General features: G+C 65.5%; 16 protein-coding genes. 10 read left to right on the forward strand and 6 right to left on the reverse strand.

Features of this window, described 5'->3' with window-relative positions; genetic code table 11:
- Nucleotides 1–37: 37 nt before the first annotated feature.
- The 4 genes from QW868_RS23425 to QW868_RS23440 all read left to right on the forward strand — a co-directional run bounded on the left by QW868_RS23425 (nucleotide 38) and on the right by QW868_RS23440 (nucleotide 5,245).
- Nucleotides 38–871 carry an SDR family oxidoreductase gene (locus QW868_RS23425; protein ID WP_316231615.1) on the forward strand — a complete coding sequence of 278 codons (834 nt, stop codon included), beginning with the start codon at nucleotides 38–40 and terminating at the stop codon, nucleotides 869–871.
- 172 nt (nucleotides 872–1,043) lie between these two features.
- Nucleotides 1,044–2,168 (forward strand): GGDEF domain-containing protein, encoded by a 1,125-nt coding sequence (locus QW868_RS23430; RefSeq protein WP_316231616.1) that lies wholly within the window; start codon nucleotides 1,044–1,046, stop codon nucleotides 2,166–2,168.
- A 106-nt stretch (nucleotides 2,169–2,274) separates the two neighbouring features.
- Nucleotides 2,275–3,609 carry an acyclic terpene utilization AtuA family protein gene (locus tag QW868_RS23435; protein WP_316231617.1) on the forward strand — a complete coding sequence of 445 codons (1,335 nt, stop codon included), beginning with the start codon at nucleotides 2,275–2,277 and terminating at the stop codon, nucleotides 3,607–3,609.
- 85 nt (nucleotides 3,610–3,694) lie between these two features.
- Entirely contained in the window at nucleotides 3,695–5,245 is a 1,551-nt protein-coding gene (locus QW868_RS23440; protein ID WP_316231618.1) for a GMC family oxidoreductase, read from the forward strand.
- Between the two features lie 3 nt (nucleotides 5,246–5,248).
- Here the strand turns inward: QW868_RS23440 and ggt are convergent, their stop codons facing one another.
- Entirely contained in the window at nucleotides 5,249–6,922 is a 1,674-nt protein-coding gene (ggt, locus tag QW868_RS23445; protein ID WP_316231619.1) for a gamma-glutamyltransferase, read from the reverse strand.
- A gap of 215 nt (nucleotides 6,923–7,137) precedes the next feature.
- Here ggt and QW868_RS23450 point away from each other — a divergent pair, with 215 nt between their 5' ends.
- Together QW868_RS23450 and QW868_RS23455 are read left to right on the forward strand one after the other, a co-directional pair.
- Complete coding sequence (locus QW868_RS23450; protein ID WP_315771769.1) at nucleotides 7,138–8,631, forward strand: amidohydrolase family protein; 1,494 nt, start codon at nucleotides 7,138–7,140, stop codon at nucleotides 8,629–8,631.
- A complete protein-coding gene (locus tag QW868_RS23455; RefSeq protein WP_316231620.1) occupies nucleotides 8,628–9,557 on the forward strand; it encodes a GTP-binding protein in 930 nt (309 codons plus the stop codon). The genes QW868_RS23450 and QW868_RS23455 overlap by 4 nt, the downstream gene beginning before the upstream one ends.
- Before the next feature lie 16 nt (nucleotides 9,558–9,573).
- Here QW868_RS23455 and QW868_RS23460 read toward each other — a convergent pair whose 3' ends face one another.
- Together QW868_RS23460 and QW868_RS23465 are read right to left on the reverse strand one after the other, a co-directional pair.
- A complete protein-coding gene (locus QW868_RS23460; protein ID WP_315734324.1) occupies nucleotides 9,574–10,710 on the reverse strand; it encodes a GGDEF domain-containing protein in 1,137 nt (378 codons plus the stop codon).
- Nucleotides 10,711–10,811: 101 nt separating this feature from the next.
- A complete protein-coding gene (locus QW868_RS23465) occupies nucleotides 10,812–11,888 on the reverse strand; it encodes a J domain-containing protein (protein WP_316231621.1) in 1,077 nt (358 codons plus the stop codon).
- 482 nt (nucleotides 11,889–12,370) lie between these two features.
- Between QW868_RS23465 and QW868_RS23470 the strand changes: the two genes are divergently transcribed.
- The 4 genes from QW868_RS23470 (at nucleotide 12,371) to QW868_RS23485 (ending at nucleotide 18,600) form a co-directional block, all read left to right on the forward strand.
- A complete protein-coding gene (locus tag QW868_RS23470) occupies nucleotides 12,371–13,246 on the forward strand; it encodes a dihydrodipicolinate synthase family protein (protein ID WP_315796999.1) in 876 nt (291 codons plus the stop codon).
- A gap of 196 nt (nucleotides 13,247–13,442) precedes the next feature.
- Nucleotides 13,443–15,782, forward strand: a complete 2,340-nt coding sequence (locus tag QW868_RS23475; RefSeq protein ID WP_316231622.1) for a xanthine dehydrogenase family protein molybdopterin-binding subunit — start codon at nucleotides 13,443–13,445, stop codon at nucleotides 15,780–15,782.
- A gap of 417 nt (nucleotides 15,783–16,199) precedes the next feature.
- On the forward strand, nucleotides 16,200–17,240 hold the full coding sequence (locus QW868_RS23480) for a linear amide C-N hydrolase (RefSeq protein WP_316163596.1): 1,041 nt from the start codon (nucleotides 16,200–16,202) through the stop codon (nucleotides 17,238–17,240).
- A 241-nt stretch (nucleotides 17,241–17,481) separates the two neighbouring features.
- Entirely contained in the window at nucleotides 17,482–18,600 is a 1,119-nt protein-coding gene (locus tag QW868_RS23485; protein WP_315796996.1) for an amidinotransferase, read from the forward strand.
- A 12-nt stretch (nucleotides 18,601–18,612) separates the two neighbouring features.
- On the opposite strand, the gene QW868_RS23490 is transcribed toward QW868_RS23485, so the two are convergent.
- The 3 genes from QW868_RS23490 to QW868_RS23500 form a co-directional block, all read right to left on the reverse strand.
- Nucleotides 18,613–18,930, reverse strand: a complete 318-nt coding sequence (locus tag QW868_RS23490; RefSeq protein WP_315783524.1) for a multidrug efflux SMR transporter — start codon at nucleotides 18,928–18,930, stop codon at nucleotides 18,613–18,615.
- A 685-nt stretch (nucleotides 18,931–19,615) separates the two neighbouring features.
- Entirely contained in the window at nucleotides 19,616–19,864 is a 249-nt protein-coding gene (locus tag QW868_RS23495) for a hypothetical protein (protein WP_315734314.1), read from the reverse strand.
- A 443-nt stretch (nucleotides 19,865–20,307) separates the two neighbouring features.
- The coding region (locus tag QW868_RS23500; protein WP_316231623.1) for a hypothetical protein at nucleotides 20,308–20,605 on the reverse strand (298 nt) is incomplete at its 5' end.

Genomic DNA, 20,605 nt, shown 5'->3' on the forward strand with positions numbered 1-20,605 from the left:
GCGCGCCGAGGCGAGATCATTTTCAAGGAGTCGAGACATGGAGCCATCTGACCAACCAGCCGAACGGGCGTCGCGTCTCGTCGGACACTACGCGCTGGTGACGGGCGCAACGCAAGGCATCGGCCGCGCGATCGCGGTGCGGTTTGCCGAGGAGGGAGCGCATGTCGCGATCAATTTCGGTGGTCCGTCGCCGTCCGGCGACGAAACCCTGGCGCTGGTGCAGGCGGCCTCCGCCGCTCACGGTCACGGCGCACGTGATCATTTCGCCGTGAAGGCCGACATCGGCGTCGAGGCCGAGATCGCCGAGATGTTCGAGACGGTGCTGACGCGCTGGCCCAGGCTCGACTGCCTGGTCAACAATGCCGGCTTCCAGCGGGAATCGCCCAGCGATGCGCTCGATGTCGACGCGTATCGCAAGATCCTCGAGGTCAATCTCAACGGCGCGGTGCTGTGCGCGCGCCATGCGCTGGCGCATTTCGTCGCGCGCGGCGGCGGCAACATCATCAATACGTCGAGCGTGCACCAGATCATTCCGAAGCCCGGCTATCTCGCTTATTCGATCAGTAAGAGCGCGATGGCGGGCCTCACGCGGACCCTGGCGCTCGAATTCGCCGGGCGCGGCATCCGCGTCAATTCGGTCGGGCCGGGCGCCGTCGACACGCCGATCAACGCGGCCTGGACCGGGGATCCGGTGAAGCGCGCCGCGGTCGAGTCTCATATTCCGATGGGGCGGGTGGCGAGCCCGGAAGAGATCGCCGGCGTGTTCGCCTTTCTCGCCTCGGCCGAGGCGAGCTACATCACCGGGCAGACGATCTATGCGTGCGGCGGCATTACGCTGTTCGGCGAATTCCGAGACAATTGGGCGAGCTGATCCGGCGCCAGCATCGGTCTTGCGCGCCGTGCGCTTGCCATCATTCGCATTGTCGTCGTCGTGGTGAGGTTCTCTTAAGCATCCGCCGCGCATGGCAGCCCTTCGCGGGTGCAGCGAGATTTCGTTAAGGCGTGGGTACGAGAGTGCGCGCGCCTGGCGAACTGGAATTGCGATGCATCGATTGGACCCGGACATTCGTCGCGATCTCGCGCATCTGCTGTACAGCTCGATGCCGCTGGTCGGGACGATCTCGGCCGCCGCCGTCGTGATCGGCAGCGTGATGGCCTGGGTTGCGCGCGATCCGGGCTACGCCGCGATCACGGTGGTGCTGCTGGTGATCGGTGCCCTTCGTGTGATCAAGCTGCGGATGTTCGCCGCGCGCTTCGATCGGCTCGATCACGATGGCATCATTCGCTGGGAACGCCTCTACGGCCTCGGCGCCGCCGCCTTCGGTCTGGCCGTCGGTGCGTTGTCGGCACGCGCGTTTCAGATCGGCGACGGGCCCGGCATCTGGATGTGCTTCGGCCTGTCGATGGCCTTCTGCGTCGGCATCGTGTCGCGTGTCAGCCCATGGATCGTCATGACCTCCTCGGCGGTGCTGCTGATTCCGACCGTGGTGGCCTGCCTGATGCAGCCCGAGCCGGTGTACCGGATGGGCGCCGGCATGGTGGTGCTGTTCTGGATCACGCTGCGCGGCACGTCGTATCGACTCACGGCCGCCTTCACCGAGCGGATCACGGCGCAGCAGGCCTTGGCGCGGCAGGCGCTGCGCGATTTCCTCACCGGCCTGCCGAACCGCGCCGCGTTCATCGCCGCGCTCGGCCGGTGCGATCGCCCCGTCGCCATCATCGCGGTCGATCTCGATGGCTTCAAGCTCGTCAACGACCGGTTCGGCCATCAGGCCGGTGACGAGCTGCTGTGCCAGGTCGGCGCACGTCTGCAGGATTGCCTCGGCGAAACGGGCCTGGCGGCGCGGTTCGGCGGCGACGAATTCATGCTGCTGCTGCCTGCGGTGGGACGTGACGCCGCTCTCGCGTTCGCGCAAGCGGCGGTGACGGCGCTGTCGCAACCCTTCGCGCTGGCTGGAACGCGCGTTCAGATCGGCGCCAGCGCCGGCATCCTGGTCACCGAGGATCGGCAGGCGGACACCGAGGCGCTGCTCGACCAGGCCGATCGCGCGCTCTATGCGGCCAAGCGTGCCGGCGGCCAGCGTTGGTGCTGGGCCGATGAATACATGGCCGTTGCCGTCGCATGCACGGCGAGCAGCGAGGCGCCGACGCTGGCGCTGGCGGACTAGCAGCATGCCTGACCGCCCCACGCGAACCCTGGCAAGCTCGGACCGTGGCCGCTAGTGTGGCCGGCAGAAGCCGACGAACGGCGCACGATGTCAGGAGGAGCGGCCGATGCGGAGCATCAGGATCGGCGCCGGAGCGGGCTATTCCGGCGACCGGATCGAGCCTGCGGTGGAGCTCGCGGCGAAGGGCGGCCTCGACTATCTCGTGTTCGAGTGCCTGGCGGAGCGCACGATCGCGCTGGCGCAGCAGGCGCGCATGAAGGATCCGGCCGCCGGCTATGATCCGCTGCTGGCGGCGCGCATGCAGGCCGTGCTGCCGATCTGCCGCGCCAACAACGTCCGTATCGTCACCAACATGGGTGCGGCCAATCCGGTCGCCGCGGCCGAAGCCACCCGCACCATCGCGCGCCGGCTTGGACTGGCGGGGCTGAAGATCGCGGCCGTGACCGGCGACGATGTTCTTGAGCCGTTGAAGACAGCGGATGTCGTGCTCGACACCGGCGACACGATCCGGGCCCTCGGCAATCGGGTCGTCTCGGCCAACGCCTATGTCGGGGCGGGCGCGATCGCGGAGGCGCTCGCGGCCGGCGCGGATGTCGTGATCACCGGGCGCGCCGCCGACCCGGCGCTGTTTCTCGGACCTCTGATCCACGAGTTCGGCTGGGCCCTGGATGATTGGGACCGGCTCGGGCAGGGCACCGTCGTCGGTCATCTGCTCGAATGCGCCGGGCAGATCACCGGCGGTTATTTCGCGGACCCCGGAGTGAAGGATGTTCCCGATCTCGCCCGGCTCGGCTTTCCGATCGGCGAGGTGCGCGAGGATGGCGAACTGATCGTGACCAAGGTCGCGGGCTCCGGCGGCTGCGTCACGCCGGCGACCGTGAAGGAGCAACTGCTCTATGAGATCCACGATCCCGAGCAATATTTCCAACCCGACGTCGTGGCGGATTTCTCGCAGGTGACCGTCGAGGAGCTTGGTCCGGACCGGGTCAGGGTGGTCGGCGGCCGCGGCCGGCCGAAGACGGGACTGTTGAAGACCTCGGTGGGCTATCTCGATAGCTATGTCGGCGAGGGGCAGATCTCCTATGCCGGCCCTGGCGCAGTCGCGCGTGGCCGCCTCGCGCTCGATATCGTCCGTGAGCGCCTCGCACTCATCGGCGTGGCGACGAGCGAGCTGCGCTGCGACCTGATTGGGATGAATGCGCTGCATGGCGACGATCGCGGACAAGTCGCCGAGCCCTACGAGGTGCGCGTTCGTGTGGCCGGGCGGACCGAGACGATGGCGGAGGCGGTCCGCATCGGCAACGAGGTCGAGACGCTCTACACCAATGGCCCGGCCGGCGGCGGCGGCGCCTGGAAATCGGCGCGCGAGGTGATCGCCGTCGCTTCCTGTCTCGTTCCCGAGGACGTGCCGCAGCTCTGCGTCGGCATGTTGGTGGCTTGAGCTTTCGAGGGCTTCACGGATCGCTCCCGGCAGCGCAAGCTGGTGGTCATGGTTGCGATGCCTGAGAACAGCGAGAATTGAGTCCATGTATGACGTCATTGTCGTCGGCGGCGGCTCGGCGGGAGCGGCCGTCGCTGCGCGCCTGTCGGAAGACTCCCAGACGCGGGTCCTGCTGCTGGAAGCCGGCGCCGACTGGCGCGCGGACGACGCGCCGTGGGAGATCGTGACGCCCAATCCGATTCCGATCATCCATGATCGCGCCTTCCAGGAGAAATGGCAGTGGCCGCAGCTGATGTCCCGCCGCGTCGCCGGGCAGGACATGCGCTTCTACTGGCGCGGAAAGGGGCTGGGCGGCAGCTCGATGATGAACGGCCAGATCGCGATCCGCGGCGTGGCCGATGCGTTCGATGAATGGGCGGCCAATGGCTGCACGGGATGGTCGGCCAAGGACATCATGCCGCTGTTCGCGGTGATCGAGGACGATCTCGCATTCGGTGATCGCGAGGGGCACGGTCGCGGCGGCCGGCTTCCGGTCTACCGCGCACCGCCTGACAAGTGGGGCCCGATCGACCGCGGCTTGCGCGATGCTGCGCTGGCGAGCGGCTATCCCTGGTGCGACGATCTCAACGGGCCCGACGGCGAAGGCGTCGCCTGCTATCCGATCAACAGCCGCAACGGCCGTCGCATCTCCACCAACGAGGCCTATCTGGAGCCGGCGCGCGGCCGTTCGAACCTGGAGATCCGCGGCCGGGCCCTGGTCGAGCGGCTGCTGATCAGCGACTTCAAGGTCACCGGCGTGCGCGTCCATATCGACGGCGAGGGCGTCAAGGAGATCGCGGCGCGCGAGGTCGTCCTGTGCGCCGGCGCCATCCACAGCCCCGCGATCCTGCTGCGCTCGGGGATCGGCCCCGCGGCGGATCTGCAGGCGATGGGGCTTGCCGTCGTGCGCGATCTTCCCGTCGGCCGGCACTTCTTCGATCACCCGCTGTTCCGCACCACCATTCAGTTGCGTGAGGAGCTGCGTCCGACCGATCGCGATACGCGCCATACCAATTGCTGCGTCACTTACTCATCGGGCCTTGCCGGCGGCGGCAAGCGCGACATGATCCTGATCGCGTTCAATCACCGCGGCATCGGGATCCCCGGCGCGATCGGCGCCGGCCTGTTCAACGCCTTCTCACGGGGCACGCTCAAGCTCGCCTCGACTGATCCGAGCGTGGATCCGATCGTCGAGGAGAACATGCTGGCCGATCCGCGCGATATCGCGCGGATGCGCGACGCCGTGAAGCGGCTCGCCGCGATCACGGTGCAGCCGGCGCTGCGCGAGATCGCCGACTGGATTCGCCTCGGCGATACGGAGCTCACGCTGCCGCAGGCGGCGGCGCTGCCCGATGCCGAGCTCGACGCGCTGCTGCGCCAGGTCACCGGCGACATCCAGCACGCCGCGGGGAGCTGCCGCATGAGCGGCGTCAACGATGACGATGGCGTGGTCAATCCGGATGGCACCGCGAAGGGGATTGCGGGGCTTCGCGTCGCCGACGCCTCGATCATGCCGTCCGACTGTCGCGCCAACACCCACTTGACGACGGTGGTGATCGGCGAGGCGATCGCGCGGATGATGCGAACGAGCCGATAGGCGCTACGCGATCGCGAAGCGAAGCCCGGCGCGGGCGCGCCCGCCGGAGATCGCGATCGGGGTGCCGTCGGCGCGCCAGCACGCGGCCCCCGTCAGCGTGCCGTCGTCGCCGAACGCAATCGCATTCATGCCGCCGGCCACGACCGGCTCGCGCCTGATCTCGTGGCCGCGTGCGGCGAGCTCCCGCGCCACATGGTCGGGAAACGCCGGCTCGAGCTCGAGCACGCCGCCCTGCGTCCAGAGCCGCGGCGCCTCCACCGCCTCCTGCAGCGACATGCCGTGGTCGATCAGGTTGACCAGCGCCTGGAAGGCCGAGGGAAAGATGCGCAAGCCGCCGGGCAGGCCGAGCGCATAGCGCAAGCGGCCGTCGCGCAGCGCCATCATCGGCGCCATCGAGGTGAAGACGCGCTTGCCCGGCTGGATCGACAGCGCGCGGCCCGGATGCGGATCGAAATTGTACATGTAGTTGTTGGCGGTCATGCCGGTGCCCGGGATCTGCACGCAGGCGCCGAACAGGCCGTTGATGGTCTGGGTCGCCGCGACGACGTTGCCCTCGGCATCGGCGACCGTGACATGGGTGGTGTTGGCGGACTCCGTCGGCGCAAGGCCCGGGCCGAAACTTCGGGCCCGGCTCATGTCGATCTGCGCCCGCCGCTCCGCGGCATAGACCTTCGACGTCAGCCGCTCGACCGGCACGTCGACGAAAGCGGGATCGGCGGTGGCGACCGCGCGGTCGGCGAAGGCGATCTTCAGCGCTTCGGCGAGCAGATGCACGCCATCGGCCGAACCGAAGCCGAGCCCGCCGACGTCGAAGCCTTCGAGGATGTTCAGCATCTGCACGATATGCACGCCGCTGGAAGACGGCGGCGGCGGGCCGATGATCTCATGGCCGCGATAGAAGCCGCGGATCGGCGCGCGCTCGATCACGCGGTACGCGGCGAGATCCGCTGCATCGATCAAGCCGCCGTTCTCCGCCATGTAGCTGGCCAGCGCGGCACCGAGCGCTCCGCCGTAGAGCGCCCCGGGTCCCTGGTCCGCGATCAGATGCAGCGATGCCGCGTAGTCGCTCTGGATGACGCGCGTGCCGGCCTTCACCGGCGCGCCGCCGGGCAGGAACAGCGCGGCGAGACGCGGATCGCGCGCGAGATCGTTCGCGACCAGTCGCACGCAGTCGTTGAGATAGGGGCTCGCGATGAAGCCATGCTCGGCGAGCCGGATTGCCGGTGCCATGACCTCGGCCAGCGGCAGCCGGCCGTAGCGTTCCAGCGCCTCGCACCATCCCTTCAGCGCGCCGGGCACGGCGACCGCCAGCGCGCCGATGACATTGCGGCGGCCGCGGGTCTCGCGCGCCAGCGCGATCTCGTCGGAGACCGGATCATACATGCCGGGGTCAGCGCGCGACGGCGCGGTGCTCAGGCCGTCGAGCACGACGTGGCGGCCGTCGGCGAGGCGGATGTGCGACAGGCCGCCACCGAGAATTCCGACCATCATCGGCTCGACCACGGTGAGCGCAAACAGGGAAGCGACCGCGGCATCGATCGCATTGCCGTCGCGTATCAGCATCTCGGCGCCGGCGCTGGAGGCGAGCGGATGGTTGGTGACGACCATCCCGCGCGAGCCCGTCGCCGGCTGCTTCTCGCAGGTGAAGTCGGCGATGCGCCGTGTGGGCGAAGCCATTCGGGTCTCCTCTGTCGAACGGCGGATGCCGAGAGGTCGTTTTTCGCAATCCTGACCGATCCCTTGCGCAAGGGGAAGAGCGGCGCCCCAGTTCGACGAACTGATAAGTGCGTCACGCATGGCTCGGAGAGCATCGATCTCTCCCGCCGCGTTCTCATCGCCGCGCATCTGTGTTAGGCCTGCGCGCAGTTCCACTTTGCGAGCCCAGCTGATTCATGCCTCACTACGATCTGATCATTCGCGGCGGCCGCGTGCTCGACCCCGAAACGCAACTCGACGTCACCGCCGACGTCGCGATCAAGGATGGCGCGATTGCCGCCGTCGGCGACGTCACCGGTGCGGCGGATCAGGTCATCGATGCGGCCGGCCTTGCCGTCGTGCCCGGCTTCATCGATCTGCACGCGCACGGCCAGTCGCTGCCGGCGGACCGCATGCAGGCGTTCGACGGCGTCACCACGACGCTCGAGCTCGAGATCGGCGTCATGCCGGTGGCACGATGGTATGACGAGCAGGCGGCGATCGGCCGCCTTCTCAACTATGGCGCCGCCTCCGGCTGGGTGTTCGCGCGCATCGCGACGATGACGACGCAGCAGACCGCATCCAGCATCGCCGGCATGGGCGAGGCGATGCGCGACAAGCGCTGGGTCGAGGAGGTCGCGACTGCGGCCGAGACCGCGGAGATCGTCGAGCGCACCCGGCAGGGGCTGGAGCAGGGCGGCCTTGGCATCGCCTTCCCGAATGCGTATGCGCCCGGCACCGGCATGAAGGAGCTGTCGGAGCTGTGCAGCCTGGCTGCCAAGCAGAACGTGCCGACCTATACGCACATTGCCTACATGTCGAATGTCGATCCGCGCAGCTCGGTCGACGCCTATACGCGGCTGATCGGGCTTGCCGGCTCGACCGGTGCCCACATGCACATCTGCCATTTCAACAGCACCAGCCTGCAGGATGTCGAGCGCTGCGCCGAGCTGGTGCAGACCGCGCAGGCGCAGGGCCTCAAAGTCACGACTGAAGCCTATCCCTACGGGACCGGCTCGACGGTGGTCGGCGCCGGCTTCTTCGCCGATCCGGCGTTCTGCCAGCGCATGGGCACCGGCTATGACGCGATCGAGATGGTCGCCGAGCGCCATCGTCTCGGCAGCCGCGACGAATTGCTCGCGCGGCAGCAGGACGATCCCGGCGCATTGGTGCTGATCCATTTCCTCGATGTCGCCGTCAACCAGCGCCACCGCGACCTGCTCGACGTCTCCGTACTGTTTCCAGGGGGCGCCATCGCGTCGGACGCGATGCCGTGGATCCTGTCCAACGGCACGGACTACACCGGCGACGCCTGGCCGTTGCCGGACGACGCAGTGTCGCATCCGCGCTCGTCGGCGACCTTCACCAAATTCCTGCGCGAATGGGTGCTGGACCGCAAGGCGGTGCCGCTGATGGAGGGCCTCGCCAAGTGCACGCTGATCCCGGCCCGGATTCTGGAACCATCGACGCCCGCGATGCGAAAGAAGGGACGGCTGCAGGCCGGCTGCGACGCCGACATCGCGGTGCTCGATCTCGCCAGCCTGCGCGACCGCGCCGACTTCCTCAACATGAACCGGCCGTCCGAGGGCGTGCGGCATCTGCTCGTCCATGGCCGCGCCGTCATCGCAAATGGTGATCTTGTTCGCGATGTCAGGCCGGGACAGGCGGTGCGCCGTCCGATCCTGTCATGATCGTCCCGGTCCTGCTGGTTGCCGGATCGCTCGGCGCCGGCAAGACGACCCTGCTCAATCATCTGCTCGCCAATCCGGACGGGCGGCGCATCGCCGCCATCGTCAACGACTTCGGCACGGTCGACATCGACGCCCAACTGCTCGGCACGGTGACGGAGGAGGTGATCAGCCTGAAGAACGGCTGCATCTGCTGCTCGCTGCAGGGCGACCTGCTGCGCACGCTGTCGTCGGTCATCAAGCGCGATCCGGCCCCGGATGCGATTGCGATCGAGACCTCGGGCATTTCCGATCCGGCCGAGATCATTCGCAACCTGATGGATCCCGTGATCTTCAAGGTGGCGCCGCTGGAGACCGTCGTCACGCTGGTCGATCCGCAGCGGCTGCGCGACGATCCCGAGATCGAGCAGGACGCGCTGTGGCGCTCGCAGCTGCGCGCCGCTGATTTCGTGCTGCTGACCAAGGCCGATCTGCTCGACCGCGCCGCCCTCGACGAGGTCCGTGCCGTCGTGGGCCGCACCAAGCCGCAATCGGCGATCTTCGAGACCGCCCATGGCATCGTCGCGCCGGACCTGCTGTTCAGCCGCGACATTTGCGCGCCGCGAGAGCTGCCCAAGCAGGTGCCGACGATGTCGCAACCTTTCGCAACCCTGACCTGGACCTCCCGTGCTCCGCTGTCGCTGGCCCGCTTTCAGCAGGTGATCGGAAAGCTCGCGCCGCGCACGCTGCGCATCAAGGGCGTCCTGCTGTTCACCGACCATCCGGGACAGCCGATCCTGTTTCAGTCGGTGGCGACGCGCGGCACGTTGGCGCCATCGCCAGTGCCGCCCGCGGACGGCCTCACGGCCCAGCTCGTGCTGATCGGACGTGAAGGTGAGCTCGACGCCGCCGAGATCGACGCACTGCTGCGCGAGATGGTCGTCGTTTGAGATCGAAGGGCGCGCGTCAGCTCGCCTGCCGCAATGCGCCGTCGGCGGCTTCGGCCCAGGTGCAGCAGCCGCCCCCGGCGCGCTTGGCGGCGTAGAGCGCGCTGTCGACCTCGCGCAGCACCTCGTCCATGGCCTCGTCCGTGAGCGGCCGGTCGTTCACCAGCAGGCCGGCGCTGGCGCCGATCACCACGGGGATGTCGGACAGCAGGAACGGCATCGATAGCGAGCGGACCGCCTCGCGCGCGAGCCCCAGCGCCTCGTCGCGTCCGTTCGCGCCGCGCGCGACCGGCCTCAGCAGCATGAACTCGTCACCGCCGAAGCGCGCGGCGAGGCCGCCCGGGCCGACACAGCTCGACAGCCGGGTCGCGACTTGCCGCAACAGCTCGTCGCCCGCGTGGTGCCCGTGGCGGTCGTTGACAGGTTTGAAACCGTCGAGGTCGATGGCAATGATCGCGATGGTTCCGACCGCGCGTTCAAGCGCGGCCAGGAAGGCGGCGCGGTTCGGCAGGCCGGTCAGGAAATCATGGTTGGCCTGGCGGGCCAGTGCGTGCTTGGCCTCGAGCCGTTCGATGAAAGCGGTGCTGAGATGACGCGATGCCTCGCGGATCGAAAACCAGAACAGCACCAGCAGAACGGCGCCGAGCTGATAGGGCAGCTCGGGGCGCATCAATCCGGCGATCAGCGTCGGGGCGAGCAGCACGGCGGTGGTCGTCAGCACGACCCACGGGCGGATCGCCGCGCGGGACACCATGCCGACGCAATAGGACATCGACAGGCCGAAGGCGATCCATGCGCCCGGAGCATCGTTGAGCTGGAACGCGCGGAAGGTGAGGGCCCCAAGTGCAAGGCCGAAGGCGGCGGCGCCCGCGGCGTAGACCTTCTCCCAGAGGATCACGTCGCGATCGGACAGGCGCCCCGCATATTGCTTGTAGCGCAGCAGGCTGACGACGCGACCGATGGCGTTGACGATGATCGCGAACGAGATCGCGATGTAGCCGGGATCGTCGTGCAGGACCGCAAGCGTGACCGAGCCGGTGATGGCGGCCGCATTGATCGACATGACCTGCGGCAGAGAGGTGTACAGGAGATCGACGAGCTCGCGCCGGATCGCCGGGTTCGGATGGATGAATCTGGAAAGCAGCCCGTGTCCCATGGGGACACCATGCGACACCTTTCCTAACAGTTGATGGGCTTGAACGATTCGCGCGACGAAGGTTCGAAGTTACCTTAAATCTTCGTCAATCCGTCAATCGCTCAAGGCGCGCGGCTGGGATCGGTGGTCGGATAGATCGGCGTCGCCGTCGACATTCGCGAGGGCATCGGCGCCGCCGCCGCCACTTTCGGCGCCTCGGCCTTCGGCGTTTCCGCCTTGATGTCGGATTTGGGCGGCTCGAGCTTCAGCGGCCGCAGCGGCTGACGCTTCGCCATCGCGTCGAGCACGGCGCGGTTGGTCTTCTCGATGCGCTTTGCGGCCGCGACGTCGGCAAAGGCGCGGTCGAACTTGCGCATGCGATAGAACACGATGCCGCGGTCGATATAGGCCTCGTGGTAACGGGGGTCGAGCTGGATCGCGGCGTCGAGATCGGCCAGCGCCGCCGCTAAATCGCCCTTCTGGAACGCGGCCATGCCGCGATCGTGACGGGCCTGGGCCTCGCTCGACGCCGTGCCGCCGGCGAGCATTGCATCTGCCGTGCATGGCGCGGTCGCGCCCGCCGCGCAGGGCGTACGCTCCTGCTCGGCCGAATAGACCACGTCCACCTTGCTGACCCGCAACGGCAGCGGCTCGGCGGGAGCTGAGGCATTGCTGCTCGACGCATTGCCGTTGCCGACCGTCGTGCCGGCAGCCGGGTCGCTGCCGGGATTCGCGGCCGCGTCGCTGGCCGTCGCCGCGTCAGTGAGGCTATCGATCGGCCTGGCGGGAACCTGGTTCGGCTTTACCTTGTTGGTCGCAACCACGATCGGCTCGAGCGGCGCGACGGATGCCGAGGACATGTGGGTGAATAGGAGGTAGCCCGTCAGCGCCAAGGCGGACGCGCCGGCCAGCGCCATCACGCCGGACGCGACCTTGTGCACCTTGGCAACGACGGCGAGCTTGGAATCCTGCCGATGCTCGTCCTGCGCGGCGCCGAGCAGCCGGTCATAGGCCGTGCGCTGCTCCTTGTCGCCAAGAATGTCGTTGGCGCGGATGATCTGTCGAAACCGCAGCGCGGCGTCCGGATCGCCGGGATTGACGTCGGGGTGGCTCTCTTTGACCGCTTTGCGGAAGGCCACCCGGATATCGTCAGCGTCATCGTCCGGAAGAGCTCCGAGTAAATCGTAAAGCGTCTTCATCGTCGTTCTCGCTGCAGGCTTCCCTCGTCTCCGATCGAAATTCCTACGGCGAATTTACGCTGGAGCACTCGTACTAACTGTTTCCGCTTGGCATGATGGTTGGTCAATCCGGCGGAAAAATGACTGAAAATGGCGAAGTTCGTAGCCATTTTTGCCGTGTTTGAGCCATCGCGCTCGTCCTTCCTCGTCATGGTGCGCGCAATCTCAGATTGAATCGCTGCTCTCTAGTCGCCTCCGCCGCCGGACCTTCCTCTATGGTGAAGAGAAAGTTTGAAGCCGGATTTAACGGGAGCTGATTGGCAGGTCAGTTATTTGCGACAACATGCGATTGCCGCAGCAGTGTGGCACCGCCGCTCACCCGCCCGCGCGAGCCAGGTTCCGTCAGGGCGGACGCCGTTTTTGGAAACGCTCCGTGCAGCGGAAGCCGCCCGCGATCAGGCGCCTGCTTGCGGAACCAGCGGCGCGGCCGCTATACCGGCCGCATGACTGAACTTCATGGTGTCTTTCCCTACCTGGCCTCGCCGATCGGCGCGGATGGCACGATCCGTACGGAGGTGCTGGGGCGTCTGTGCGACGACCTGATCCATGCCGGTGTGCACGGCCTGACGCCGCTCGGCTCCACCGGTGAGTTCGCCTATCTCGATCGCGCCCAGCGCATGGCCGTCGTGGAGACGACCATCGATGCGGCCCAGGGCCGCGTTCCCGTGATCGCAGGCGTGGCCTCGACGGCGATCGCTGACGCGGTGGCGCAGGCCAAGGCTTACCAGAAGCGCGGCGCAACCGGAATCCTGGCGGTGCTCGAAGCCTACTTCCCGGTCAACGACGCCGGCATCGAGGCGTATTTCCGGGCGATTGCCGATGCCGTCGACGTTCCCATCGTCATCTACACCAATCCCCAGTTCCAGCGCTCGGACCTGTCGCTCGATGTCATCGCGCGCCTCGCCGAGCATCCGCGCATCAACTACATCAAGGACGCGTCTACCAACACCGGCCGGCTGTTGTCGATCATCACTCGCTGCGGCGACGCCATCAAGGTGTTCGCGGCGTCCTCGCACATTCCGGCGGCGGTGATGCTGATCGGCGGCAAGGGCTGGATGGCCGGGCCGGCCTGCATCATCCCGCGCCAGAGCGTCGAACTCTACAATCTCTGCAAGGCGTCCCGCTGGGACGATGCGATGCTGCTGCAGAAGAAGCTGTGGCGCGTCAACGAGGCCTTCGCCCGCTTCAACCTCGCGGCCTGCATCAAGGCCGGCCTGTCGATCCAGGGCTACGACGTCGGCGATCCCGTGCCGCCCCAGGCCCCGCTCACGCTCGAGCAGCGCAAGGTCGTCGAAGAGGTCCTCAGCAGCCTGGGGTAATGCCAAGATCCTTACTGCCGTCATGGCCGTGCCGACCCGGCCATCCATGCCGAGCGGAAACGAAGTCGTGGATGCCCGGGCCCAGCCCGGGCATGACAGTGTGGTATGCCGCACCAGCACAATCACGGCTTGGCCAGCGGAACTGCGATCCGCTAAAACACATGCAATTGCATTTGAACTGACCAAGGACTGACGAATGAACATTCTTCCCAACAATATGCGGTTTGGTGCGGGGCAGCCCGTCAAGCGTCTGGAGGATCAGCGGCTGCTGACCGGGAAGGGACAGTTCATCGACGACAAGGCGGAGGACGGCGCGCTCTGGCTCTACGTGCTGCGCTCGCCGCATGCCCATGCGAAGATCGTGTCGATCGATGCCGCCGCCGCGCGGGAGATCGCCGGCGTGCAGGCGATCTACACCGGCGCGGACCTCGTCGCCGACGATGTCGGCACCATTCCGACATTGGCGATCTTCAAGCGGCCCGACGGCAAGCCGATGACGGTGCCGCCGCGCCGCCTGCTGGCGCACGAGATCGTCCGCTTCACCGGCGAAGCGATCGCCGCCGTGGTCGCCACCTCGCGCACGATCGCGCAGGAAGCGGCGGAAGCGATCGTCGTGGACTACGAGGTGCTGCCGGCGGTGACCGATCCGGTGAAGGCGCTCGAGCCGGGTGCGCCCGTCGTCTGGGCCGAGGCGCCGGACAATATCGTTGCCGCGATGAGCTATGGCGATGCCGCCAAGGTGGAGGAGGCCTTCTCCAGCGCTGCGCACAAAGTGTCGCTCGACATCACGAGCCAGCGCCTGGTGCCCTCGGCGATGGAGCCGCGCTCGACCATTGCCGAGATCGAGAAGAAGACCGGCCGGCTGTTGCTCCATGTGCAGTCGCAGACGCCGGCCTCGACCCGTGACGTGCTTGCGGAAGCCGTGCTGAAGCGGCCGAAGGAAAGTGTGCGCGTGCTGGTCGGCGACATCGGCGGCGGCTTCGGCCAGAAGACCAACCTCTATCCTGAGGACGGCATCGTCGCCTATGCCGCGACCAAGCTGGCCAAGAAGATCCGCTGGCGCGCCGAGCGGACCGACGAGTTCGTCGGTGGCACGCATGGCCGCGATCTCACCTCGACGGCCGAGTTCGCGCTCGATGCCAAGGGCAGGGTGCTGGCCTATCGCGTGCGTTCGATCGGCGCCACCGGCGCCTATTCGTCGGGCGCGGCCAACATCATTCCGCTGGTGCTGGGGCCGTTCGTGCAGACCGGAGTCTATGACCTGCCGCTGGTGCATTTCGAGGTCAAGACCGTGATGACGCATACGGCGCCGGTCGGCGCCTATCGCGGTGCCGGACGCCCCGAGGCGGTGTTCATCGTCGAGCGGCTGTTCGATGCGGCCGCGCGCCAGATCGGGATCGATCCGCGCGCCATCCGCAAGACCAACTACATCAAGCCGGCGCAGCTGCCCTACACCAACGCCGTCGGCCAGGTGTATGATTCCGGCGCCTTCGCCCACATGCTGGAGCGCGCGTCCAAGCTTGCCGATTGGGACGGCTTCAACGCGCGCAAGCGCGAGGCGAAGAAGCGTGGCATGCTCTACGGCCGCGGCCTGACCAGCTATATCGAATGGACCGGCGGCCGCGCCCACACCGAGAAGGTGTCGCTGCACGCGACCTCCGAGGGCCGCGTCATCCTGCATTCCGGCACCATGGCGATGGGGCAGGGGCTGCAGACCACCTACACCCAGATGATCTCCGATACGCTCGGCATTCCCCTGGACAAGATCGACGTCGTGCAGGGCGACACGGATCTCGCCACCGGCTTCGGCAGCGTCGGCTCGCGCTCGCTGTTCGTCGGCGGCACCGCCGTGGCGGTGTCGTCAAACGATCTCATTACCAAGGCGCGCGAGAAGGCATCGAACCTCTTGGAGACCGCGGTCGAGGACATCGAATATCGCGATGGCGTCCTGACGGTCGTTGGCACCGATCGCCGCATCAGCCTGTTCGAGATCGCCGGCAAGGAGAGGCAGGCCAAGCTCTCGGTCGACAGCGAGGGCGAGGTCGACGGTCCGAGCTGGCCGAACGGCACGCACGTCTGCGAGGTCGAGATCGATCCGGAGACCGGCATCAGCCGCGTGGTACGCTACACCACGGTCGACGACGTCGGCGTCGCGGTCAATCCGATGCTGGTCGCCGGCCAGATCCATGGCGGCGTCGCCCAAGGCATCGGCCAGGCGCTGTACGAGAACGTCGCCTATGATGCCGACGGCCAGCTCCTGACCGCGACCTATCAGGACTACTGCATCCCGCGCGCCGACGACGTGCCGCCGATCGTGGTCACCCTCGACGATTCTGCGCCGTGCCGCACCAACCCGCTGGGCGCCAAGGGCTGCGGCGAGTCCGGTGCGATCGGCGGTCCGCCCTGCGTCACCAACGGCGTGATGGACGCGCTGTTCGAGTTGGGCATCACCAACCTGCAGACGCCGCTGACGCCGGAGAAGGTGTGGCAGGCGATCTCCGAGGCGAAGGCGGCAAAGGCCAAAGCGTCGGCCTGAGCGAGCGCGCGGGACGCTCCCGCGTCGGACGTGCTCCTGTTGCGTCGCTCAACGCGCCGATCTGCGCCGAGCTGTTCGGTGACGAGGGCGGCGAGGGTTACGCCCGCATCTGGTCGCGCCCCTGCATGCGCAGCGCAGCGGCGACTGATCTCGCTGCGTCATAGCCCGCCATTCCGGGGCAGCCCGTCAGGGCTGAATCCGGAATCTCGAGATTTTCGGTGCAATTGCGCCCTGAGGGGACGATGCTGTCGGATCGCCCCGCCGAGCCCGGCAAGACAACGATCTCATGCGAATCGTCGGGGCGCCGCGACCGCGAGCGACGATGATTGACCCAGATCAAGGTCGCCGACTTGCACTCGCCTCTAGATTGTATCCAACACAACGAGGAGCGCGACCATGCGGCGGTGTGCGGACGTGATGCGCGGGGCGATGGCTTTGGCAATGGTCGCGTTTGGATCATCTCTGGCGGACGCGTGTTCGCGCGTCCTCTGGGCCGATAATGGTCAGGCCGTTGTCACCGGGCGCAACATGGATTGGCCCGAAGACATGCGCACCGATCTCTGGGCCTTCCCGCGCGGCCTTGCGCGCAAAGGCGAGAGCGGCGACGACAACGAACTGAGCTGGACGTCGAAATACGGCAGCGTCGGCGGGGCGGTTTATAATCTGGCGATCGCCGACGGCATGAATGAAAAAGGTCTTGTCGCCAACCTGCTGTGGCTCTCCGAGAGCGATTACGGAAAGCGCGATCTCAAGCGCCCCGGCCTCGCGCTGTCGCTATGGGCGCAATACAACCTCGACAACTTTGCCACCGTTGCCGAGGCCGTGGCCGACATCGAAACCGGTCGCTATCAACTCATCACCGCCGGCATGCCCGGATACGCGACGGCGACCGTGCATCTGTCGCTTTCGGACGCGACGGGCGATTCGGCGATCATCGAAATCGTCGATAGCGGCAAGGTGCGCGTTCATCACGACCGCCGCTATCTGGTCATGACGAACTCGCCGCCCTTCCCCGAGCAGCTCGCCAATCTGAAGAAATACCACGTCTTTGGCGGCACCGAAGCGCTGCCGGGGACGAGCGAAGCGGCCGACCGCTTCGTCCGCGCCGCCTATTACATCCAGAACCAGACCAAGCCGTCGGACACCCGCCAGACCGTGGCCCGCATGTTGTCGGTCATGCGCAACGTGGCGCAGCCTTTCGTGCGGCCAGACCCGAAGCGACCGGAGGCGTCGCATACGATCTGGCGGGCCGTCGCCGACTCGACCGACCGGCTCTATTTCTTCGAATCGACGCTCAGCCCGAACATCGTCTGGGTCAACTTGCCGCTCATCGACCTTTCCGTCGGCGCTCCGATCCGCAAGCTCGACCTGTCCGGGGCGGACAGAGATCTGGTCGGCGAGGTGAGCAGCCAGTTCAAGCCGGCCGCGCCGCTGGAATTCAAGAAAGGCGGCTCCTGACGGGGCGGAACCCTGAGGACAGATACAACGTCATCCTTATATCTGCGTTGTGGCGCTCGCACGCCGCGCGACATGATGCCGGGCGCTCGCCGTGCAGCCCTGCCACCGCACCGGGCCGGAAGCGCCGCGCCGTTTGTTAAGGACGGATTGTGGTGCATTGCAGCACTGAGGCTATGCGCCGGCGATGCTGTCGCACCAGAGTATTCCTGCCACATCAGCAACCTCCTGCTTTGGTCATGCCATGATCACGCACGAAATCGGCCCGGATGCCGACCGCAAGGTAAGGATCTCTCCGGTCAACTCGCACAATGAGTGGGATCCACTCGAGGAAGTGATTGTCGGAAGGCTCGAAGGCGCGACGATCCCATCCGCCCATCCGGTCGTCGCCTGTAACATTCCGGGAATGGCTGCACGGGCGCAAGCGCTGCTCGGGGGCTTCCGCTATCCAAGGATGTTGATTGAACCGGCTCAGCGCGAGCTCGATGGCTTTATTGCGCTGTTGCAATCGCTTGGCGTGGTGGTCACCCGACCGGAACCGGTTGATTTCAAGAAGCGCTTCAGCACGCCCGAATGGTCTTCGCGCGGCTTCTGCAACTCCTGCCCGCGCGATAGCATGCTCGTGATCGGAGACGAAATTATTGAAACGCCCATGGCGTGGCCCAGCCGCTATTTCGAGACCCATTCCTTTCGTCCGGTCCTGAAGGACTATTTCCGTCGCGGCGCCCGCTGGACTGCCGCGCCACGGCCGCAACTCACGGACGAACTGTATAACGCCGATTTCAGACGGCCCGAAGAAGGTGAGCCGATGTCATATATTCTGACTGAATTCGAACCGGTGTTCGACGCTGCCGATTTCGTTCGCTGCGGGCGCGATCTGTTTGTAACCCTCAGCAATGTCACCAATGCATCCGGCATCGAATGGCTGCGCCGCCATCTCGGCGACGGCTATCGCATCCACGAGATCGAGAGCCGCTGTCGTAGCCCGATGCACATCGACACGACCATTTTGCCGCTGGGGCCGGGCAGGCTTCTGATCAATCCCGAATACATCGACGTCAGCCGCCTCCCGGACATACTGAAGAAATGGGACATTCTCGTCGCTCCCGAGCCTGATCCGATCACCGATCGCATGCTCAATATCACGTCGCTATGCGGAAAATGGCTCAACATGAATGTACTGATGGTGGACGAAAAGCGCATCATCGTTGATCCGCATCATGTGCGAACGATGCGTGCGATCGAGCAATGGGGTTTCGAGCCGATCCCCTGCGAATTCCTGCATTACGCCGCATTTGGCGGCGCATTCCATTGCGCGACACTCGACATCAGGCGGCGCGGGGCGCTCGAGAGCTATTTTTGAGGATTGGCACGCCTATCCGGACTCGAGGCGCAGTCCGACGATGCCAAGTACAATGAGACCAATCGAGGCGAGCCGGGTCGCGGTCGTCGGCTCGTCGAACAGATAGATTCCGAAGAGAGTGGCGACGGCGATGCTCGCGCCGGTCCACGCGGCGTAGGCCGTGCCCATCGGGATCGTCTTCATGGCGAGGCCAAGACAACCGACGCTGGCGCCCATAAAACCCACGGTGACCAGGATCGACGGCAGGCGCGAGAGACCTTCGGAATATTTGAGAGCGATCAGCCAACCCACCTCGCAAAGGCTGCCAATGAATAAGATCACCCAGGCCATGAGAGGTTCTCCCAAAAGATGGGCTTAACGATCCTCGACGGAGTTCGTGTCAGAATTCCACGGTCTCGCTATTCTGCCAACTCGTTTCGCCAAGCCCTTACACTTTGCAAGTGCACGCTGGAAGGCTACGGAAAAGCCGGCTTGTCGGATCACCCTGGGTAAGCGGTTCAAGAGCCAACAAATATGAGTCGATCATCAATTGAGAGCTGCCTGGGCACCTGATGGAGATTTCGTCTACGGCCGCCGTGGTGATCGAACAGCACGGCATGTCGGCTCATGGCCCGAAGCGAAAGTGCTGGAGCGCGCCCGACATTTCCGGAGCTGGGGTCAGATCGGCTGTGCCACCCGCCTGCCGGCCACAGCCGCCCTTGGTCCGAAGTTGACATCCAAAATAGTAGGCTCCGGTAGAATCTACTTCGCTCTTACGACCCCGCCGCAAATCCCCCAGCCTCGAAAAACACTGGTTGCTCGCGGTCGGCCAATCGGGATGGTGAGCCTTCGCAGGACCGCGCAGAAGTGCGGCTCGATCCCTCTTGCGGTGGTGGCCTGACGGTGGACAAGGGTGGGGAGTCGGGCGATTCAGCGATGAGCAGACGACGTAATGTCACGCCCCGGGCGTCCAGTCAGCGCGAGAGGCCGTATCGTTTGGGCATCATCACTGGAAAGCAATGAGTTGAGAAGAGAACTAGGGTTTAGTTTCCCATTTCAAACAAAACTCAATGTCGTCCCATCCGATACACGCCTTATGTTCATCCCAATTGACACAGATCTTCTTTTTTCCAAAACTTACACAGTATTTTCCCGATGCCTTTGCCAAGGATGGCTCGACATATATTGTCTTTCCATCGATCTCGGTTCGCACCAAAATGGTTTTGCCTTTTTTGTCCGTTACTGTTGTTTTGTCTTTACTGAGAAACAGATCTTCATCGGTCATGGTTCTTTCTCCTAAATTGCGCGCTGCCACTTGCGTTCCGGTTCGATGTCAAGCGGTCAACTCAATATAAAACCGACCAGCACCCGTTAGCTTGGCGCGAACTTGAATTCAGTCATGCTTACACCTAGAAGTAGAAATTATCTCAGAATACTACGTATTGATTTCGATCAAAGTCGGTCGGTCCGTCTACGACGAAAACACCCAAGCTAAAGCTGCCGGGAATGCTGGCAAGCCAGGATGTCCGCCCCAACGGTCGCGACCGGGGGCGGCTGAGTCGGGCAAAACGCGCGAAGATTTGTGCCGGTCCGATCGCACGGGAGTGTCGTAGGGGACGAAAAATCATGTGCGTGGAAAATCTCATTTCGCCAGCCGTTTCAACGCGCAAGGGCAAGTGAGGCCCAAGCCTCGAATTTTTTCTCTTTCTTTTTATCAGAAATCGTGGGTTAATGCACGCATCCCGCCTCGACGAGAGGGGCGTTGCGCGCGATCGTCACGACACGCGAGGCGGGGATGCGATGGACGTTTTTGCGGCGTGAGACGAACGCGGCGAGGGCGGACGTGAAGTCGTGTGGTTCTGGCATCCCGACGCTGATGCTAAGTTGCTTGGGTGATGATCCGAGCGACGACGGTGGCCAAAAAGCCCGGTGCACCGAGAAGAGCACGATATAAGGTGCGCCGTGGAAAGGCGCGGTTCTTGAGAGGGTGAAAGTCCCTTCCGGCAAATGTCGTTCCAGCCGGTAG

The sequence above is a fragment of the Bradyrhizobium sp. SZCCHNR1051 genome (genome assembly GCF_032489615.1).
Taxonomy (GTDB): domain Bacteria; phylum Pseudomonadota; class Alphaproteobacteria; order Rhizobiales; family Xanthobacteraceae; genus Bradyrhizobium.

Excerpts from the sequence above, each read along its gene's own strand:
- QW868_RS23450 (WP_315771769.1), top strand. The coding sequence starts at position 7,138 with ATGCCTCACTACGATCTGATCATTCGCGGCGGCCGCGTGCTCGACCCC.
- QW868_RS23435 (WP_316231617.1), top strand. The coding sequence starts at position 2,275 with ATGCGGAGCATCAGGATCGGCGCCGGAGCGGGCTATTCCGGCGACCGG.
- ggt (WP_316231619.1), bottom strand. The coding sequence starts at position 6,922 with ATGGCTTCGCCCACACGGCGCATCGCCGACTTCACCTGCGAGAAGCAG.
- QW868_RS23455 (WP_316231620.1), top strand. The coding sequence starts at position 8,628 with ATGATCGTCCCGGTCCTGCTGGTTGCCGGATCGCTCGGCGCCGGCAAG.
- QW868_RS23465 (WP_316231621.1), bottom strand. The coding sequence starts at position 11,888 with ATGAAGACGCTTTACGATTTACTCGGAGCTCTTCCGGACGATGACGCT.
- QW868_RS23470 (WP_315796999.1), top strand. The coding sequence starts at position 12,371 with ATGACTGAACTTCATGGTGTCTTTCCCTACCTGGCCTCGCCGATCGGC.
- QW868_RS23425 (WP_316231615.1), top strand. The coding sequence starts at position 38 with ATGGAGCCATCTGACCAACCAGCCGAACGGGCGTCGCGTCTCGTCGGA.
- QW868_RS23460 (WP_315734324.1), bottom strand. The coding sequence starts at position 10,710 with ATGGGACACGGGCTGCTTTCCAGATTCATCCATCCGAACCCGGCGATC.
- QW868_RS23430 (WP_316231616.1), top strand. The coding sequence starts at position 1,044 with ATGCATCGATTGGACCCGGACATTCGTCGCGATCTCGCGCATCTGCTG.
- QW868_RS23485 (WP_315796996.1), top strand. The coding sequence starts at position 17,482 with ATGATCACGCACGAAATCGGCCCGGATGCCGACCGCAAGGTAAGGATC.
- QW868_RS23440 (WP_316231618.1), top strand. The coding sequence starts at position 3,695 with ATGTATGACGTCATTGTCGTCGGCGGCGGCTCGGCGGGAGCGGCCGTC.
- QW868_RS23475 (WP_316231622.1), top strand. The coding sequence starts at position 13,443 with ATGAACATTCTTCCCAACAATATGCGGTTTGGTGCGGGGCAGCCCGTC.
- QW868_RS23490 (WP_315783524.1), bottom strand. The coding sequence starts at position 18,930 with ATGGCCTGGGTGATCTTATTCATTGGCAGCCTTTGCGAGGTGGGTTGG.
- QW868_RS23495 (WP_315734314.1), bottom strand. The coding sequence starts at position 19,864 with ATGACCGATGAAGATCTGTTTCTCAGTAAAGACAAAACAACAGTAACG.
- QW868_RS23480 (WP_316163596.1), top strand. The coding sequence starts at position 16,200 with ATGCGCGGGGCGATGGCTTTGGCAATGGTCGCGTTTGGATCATCTCTG.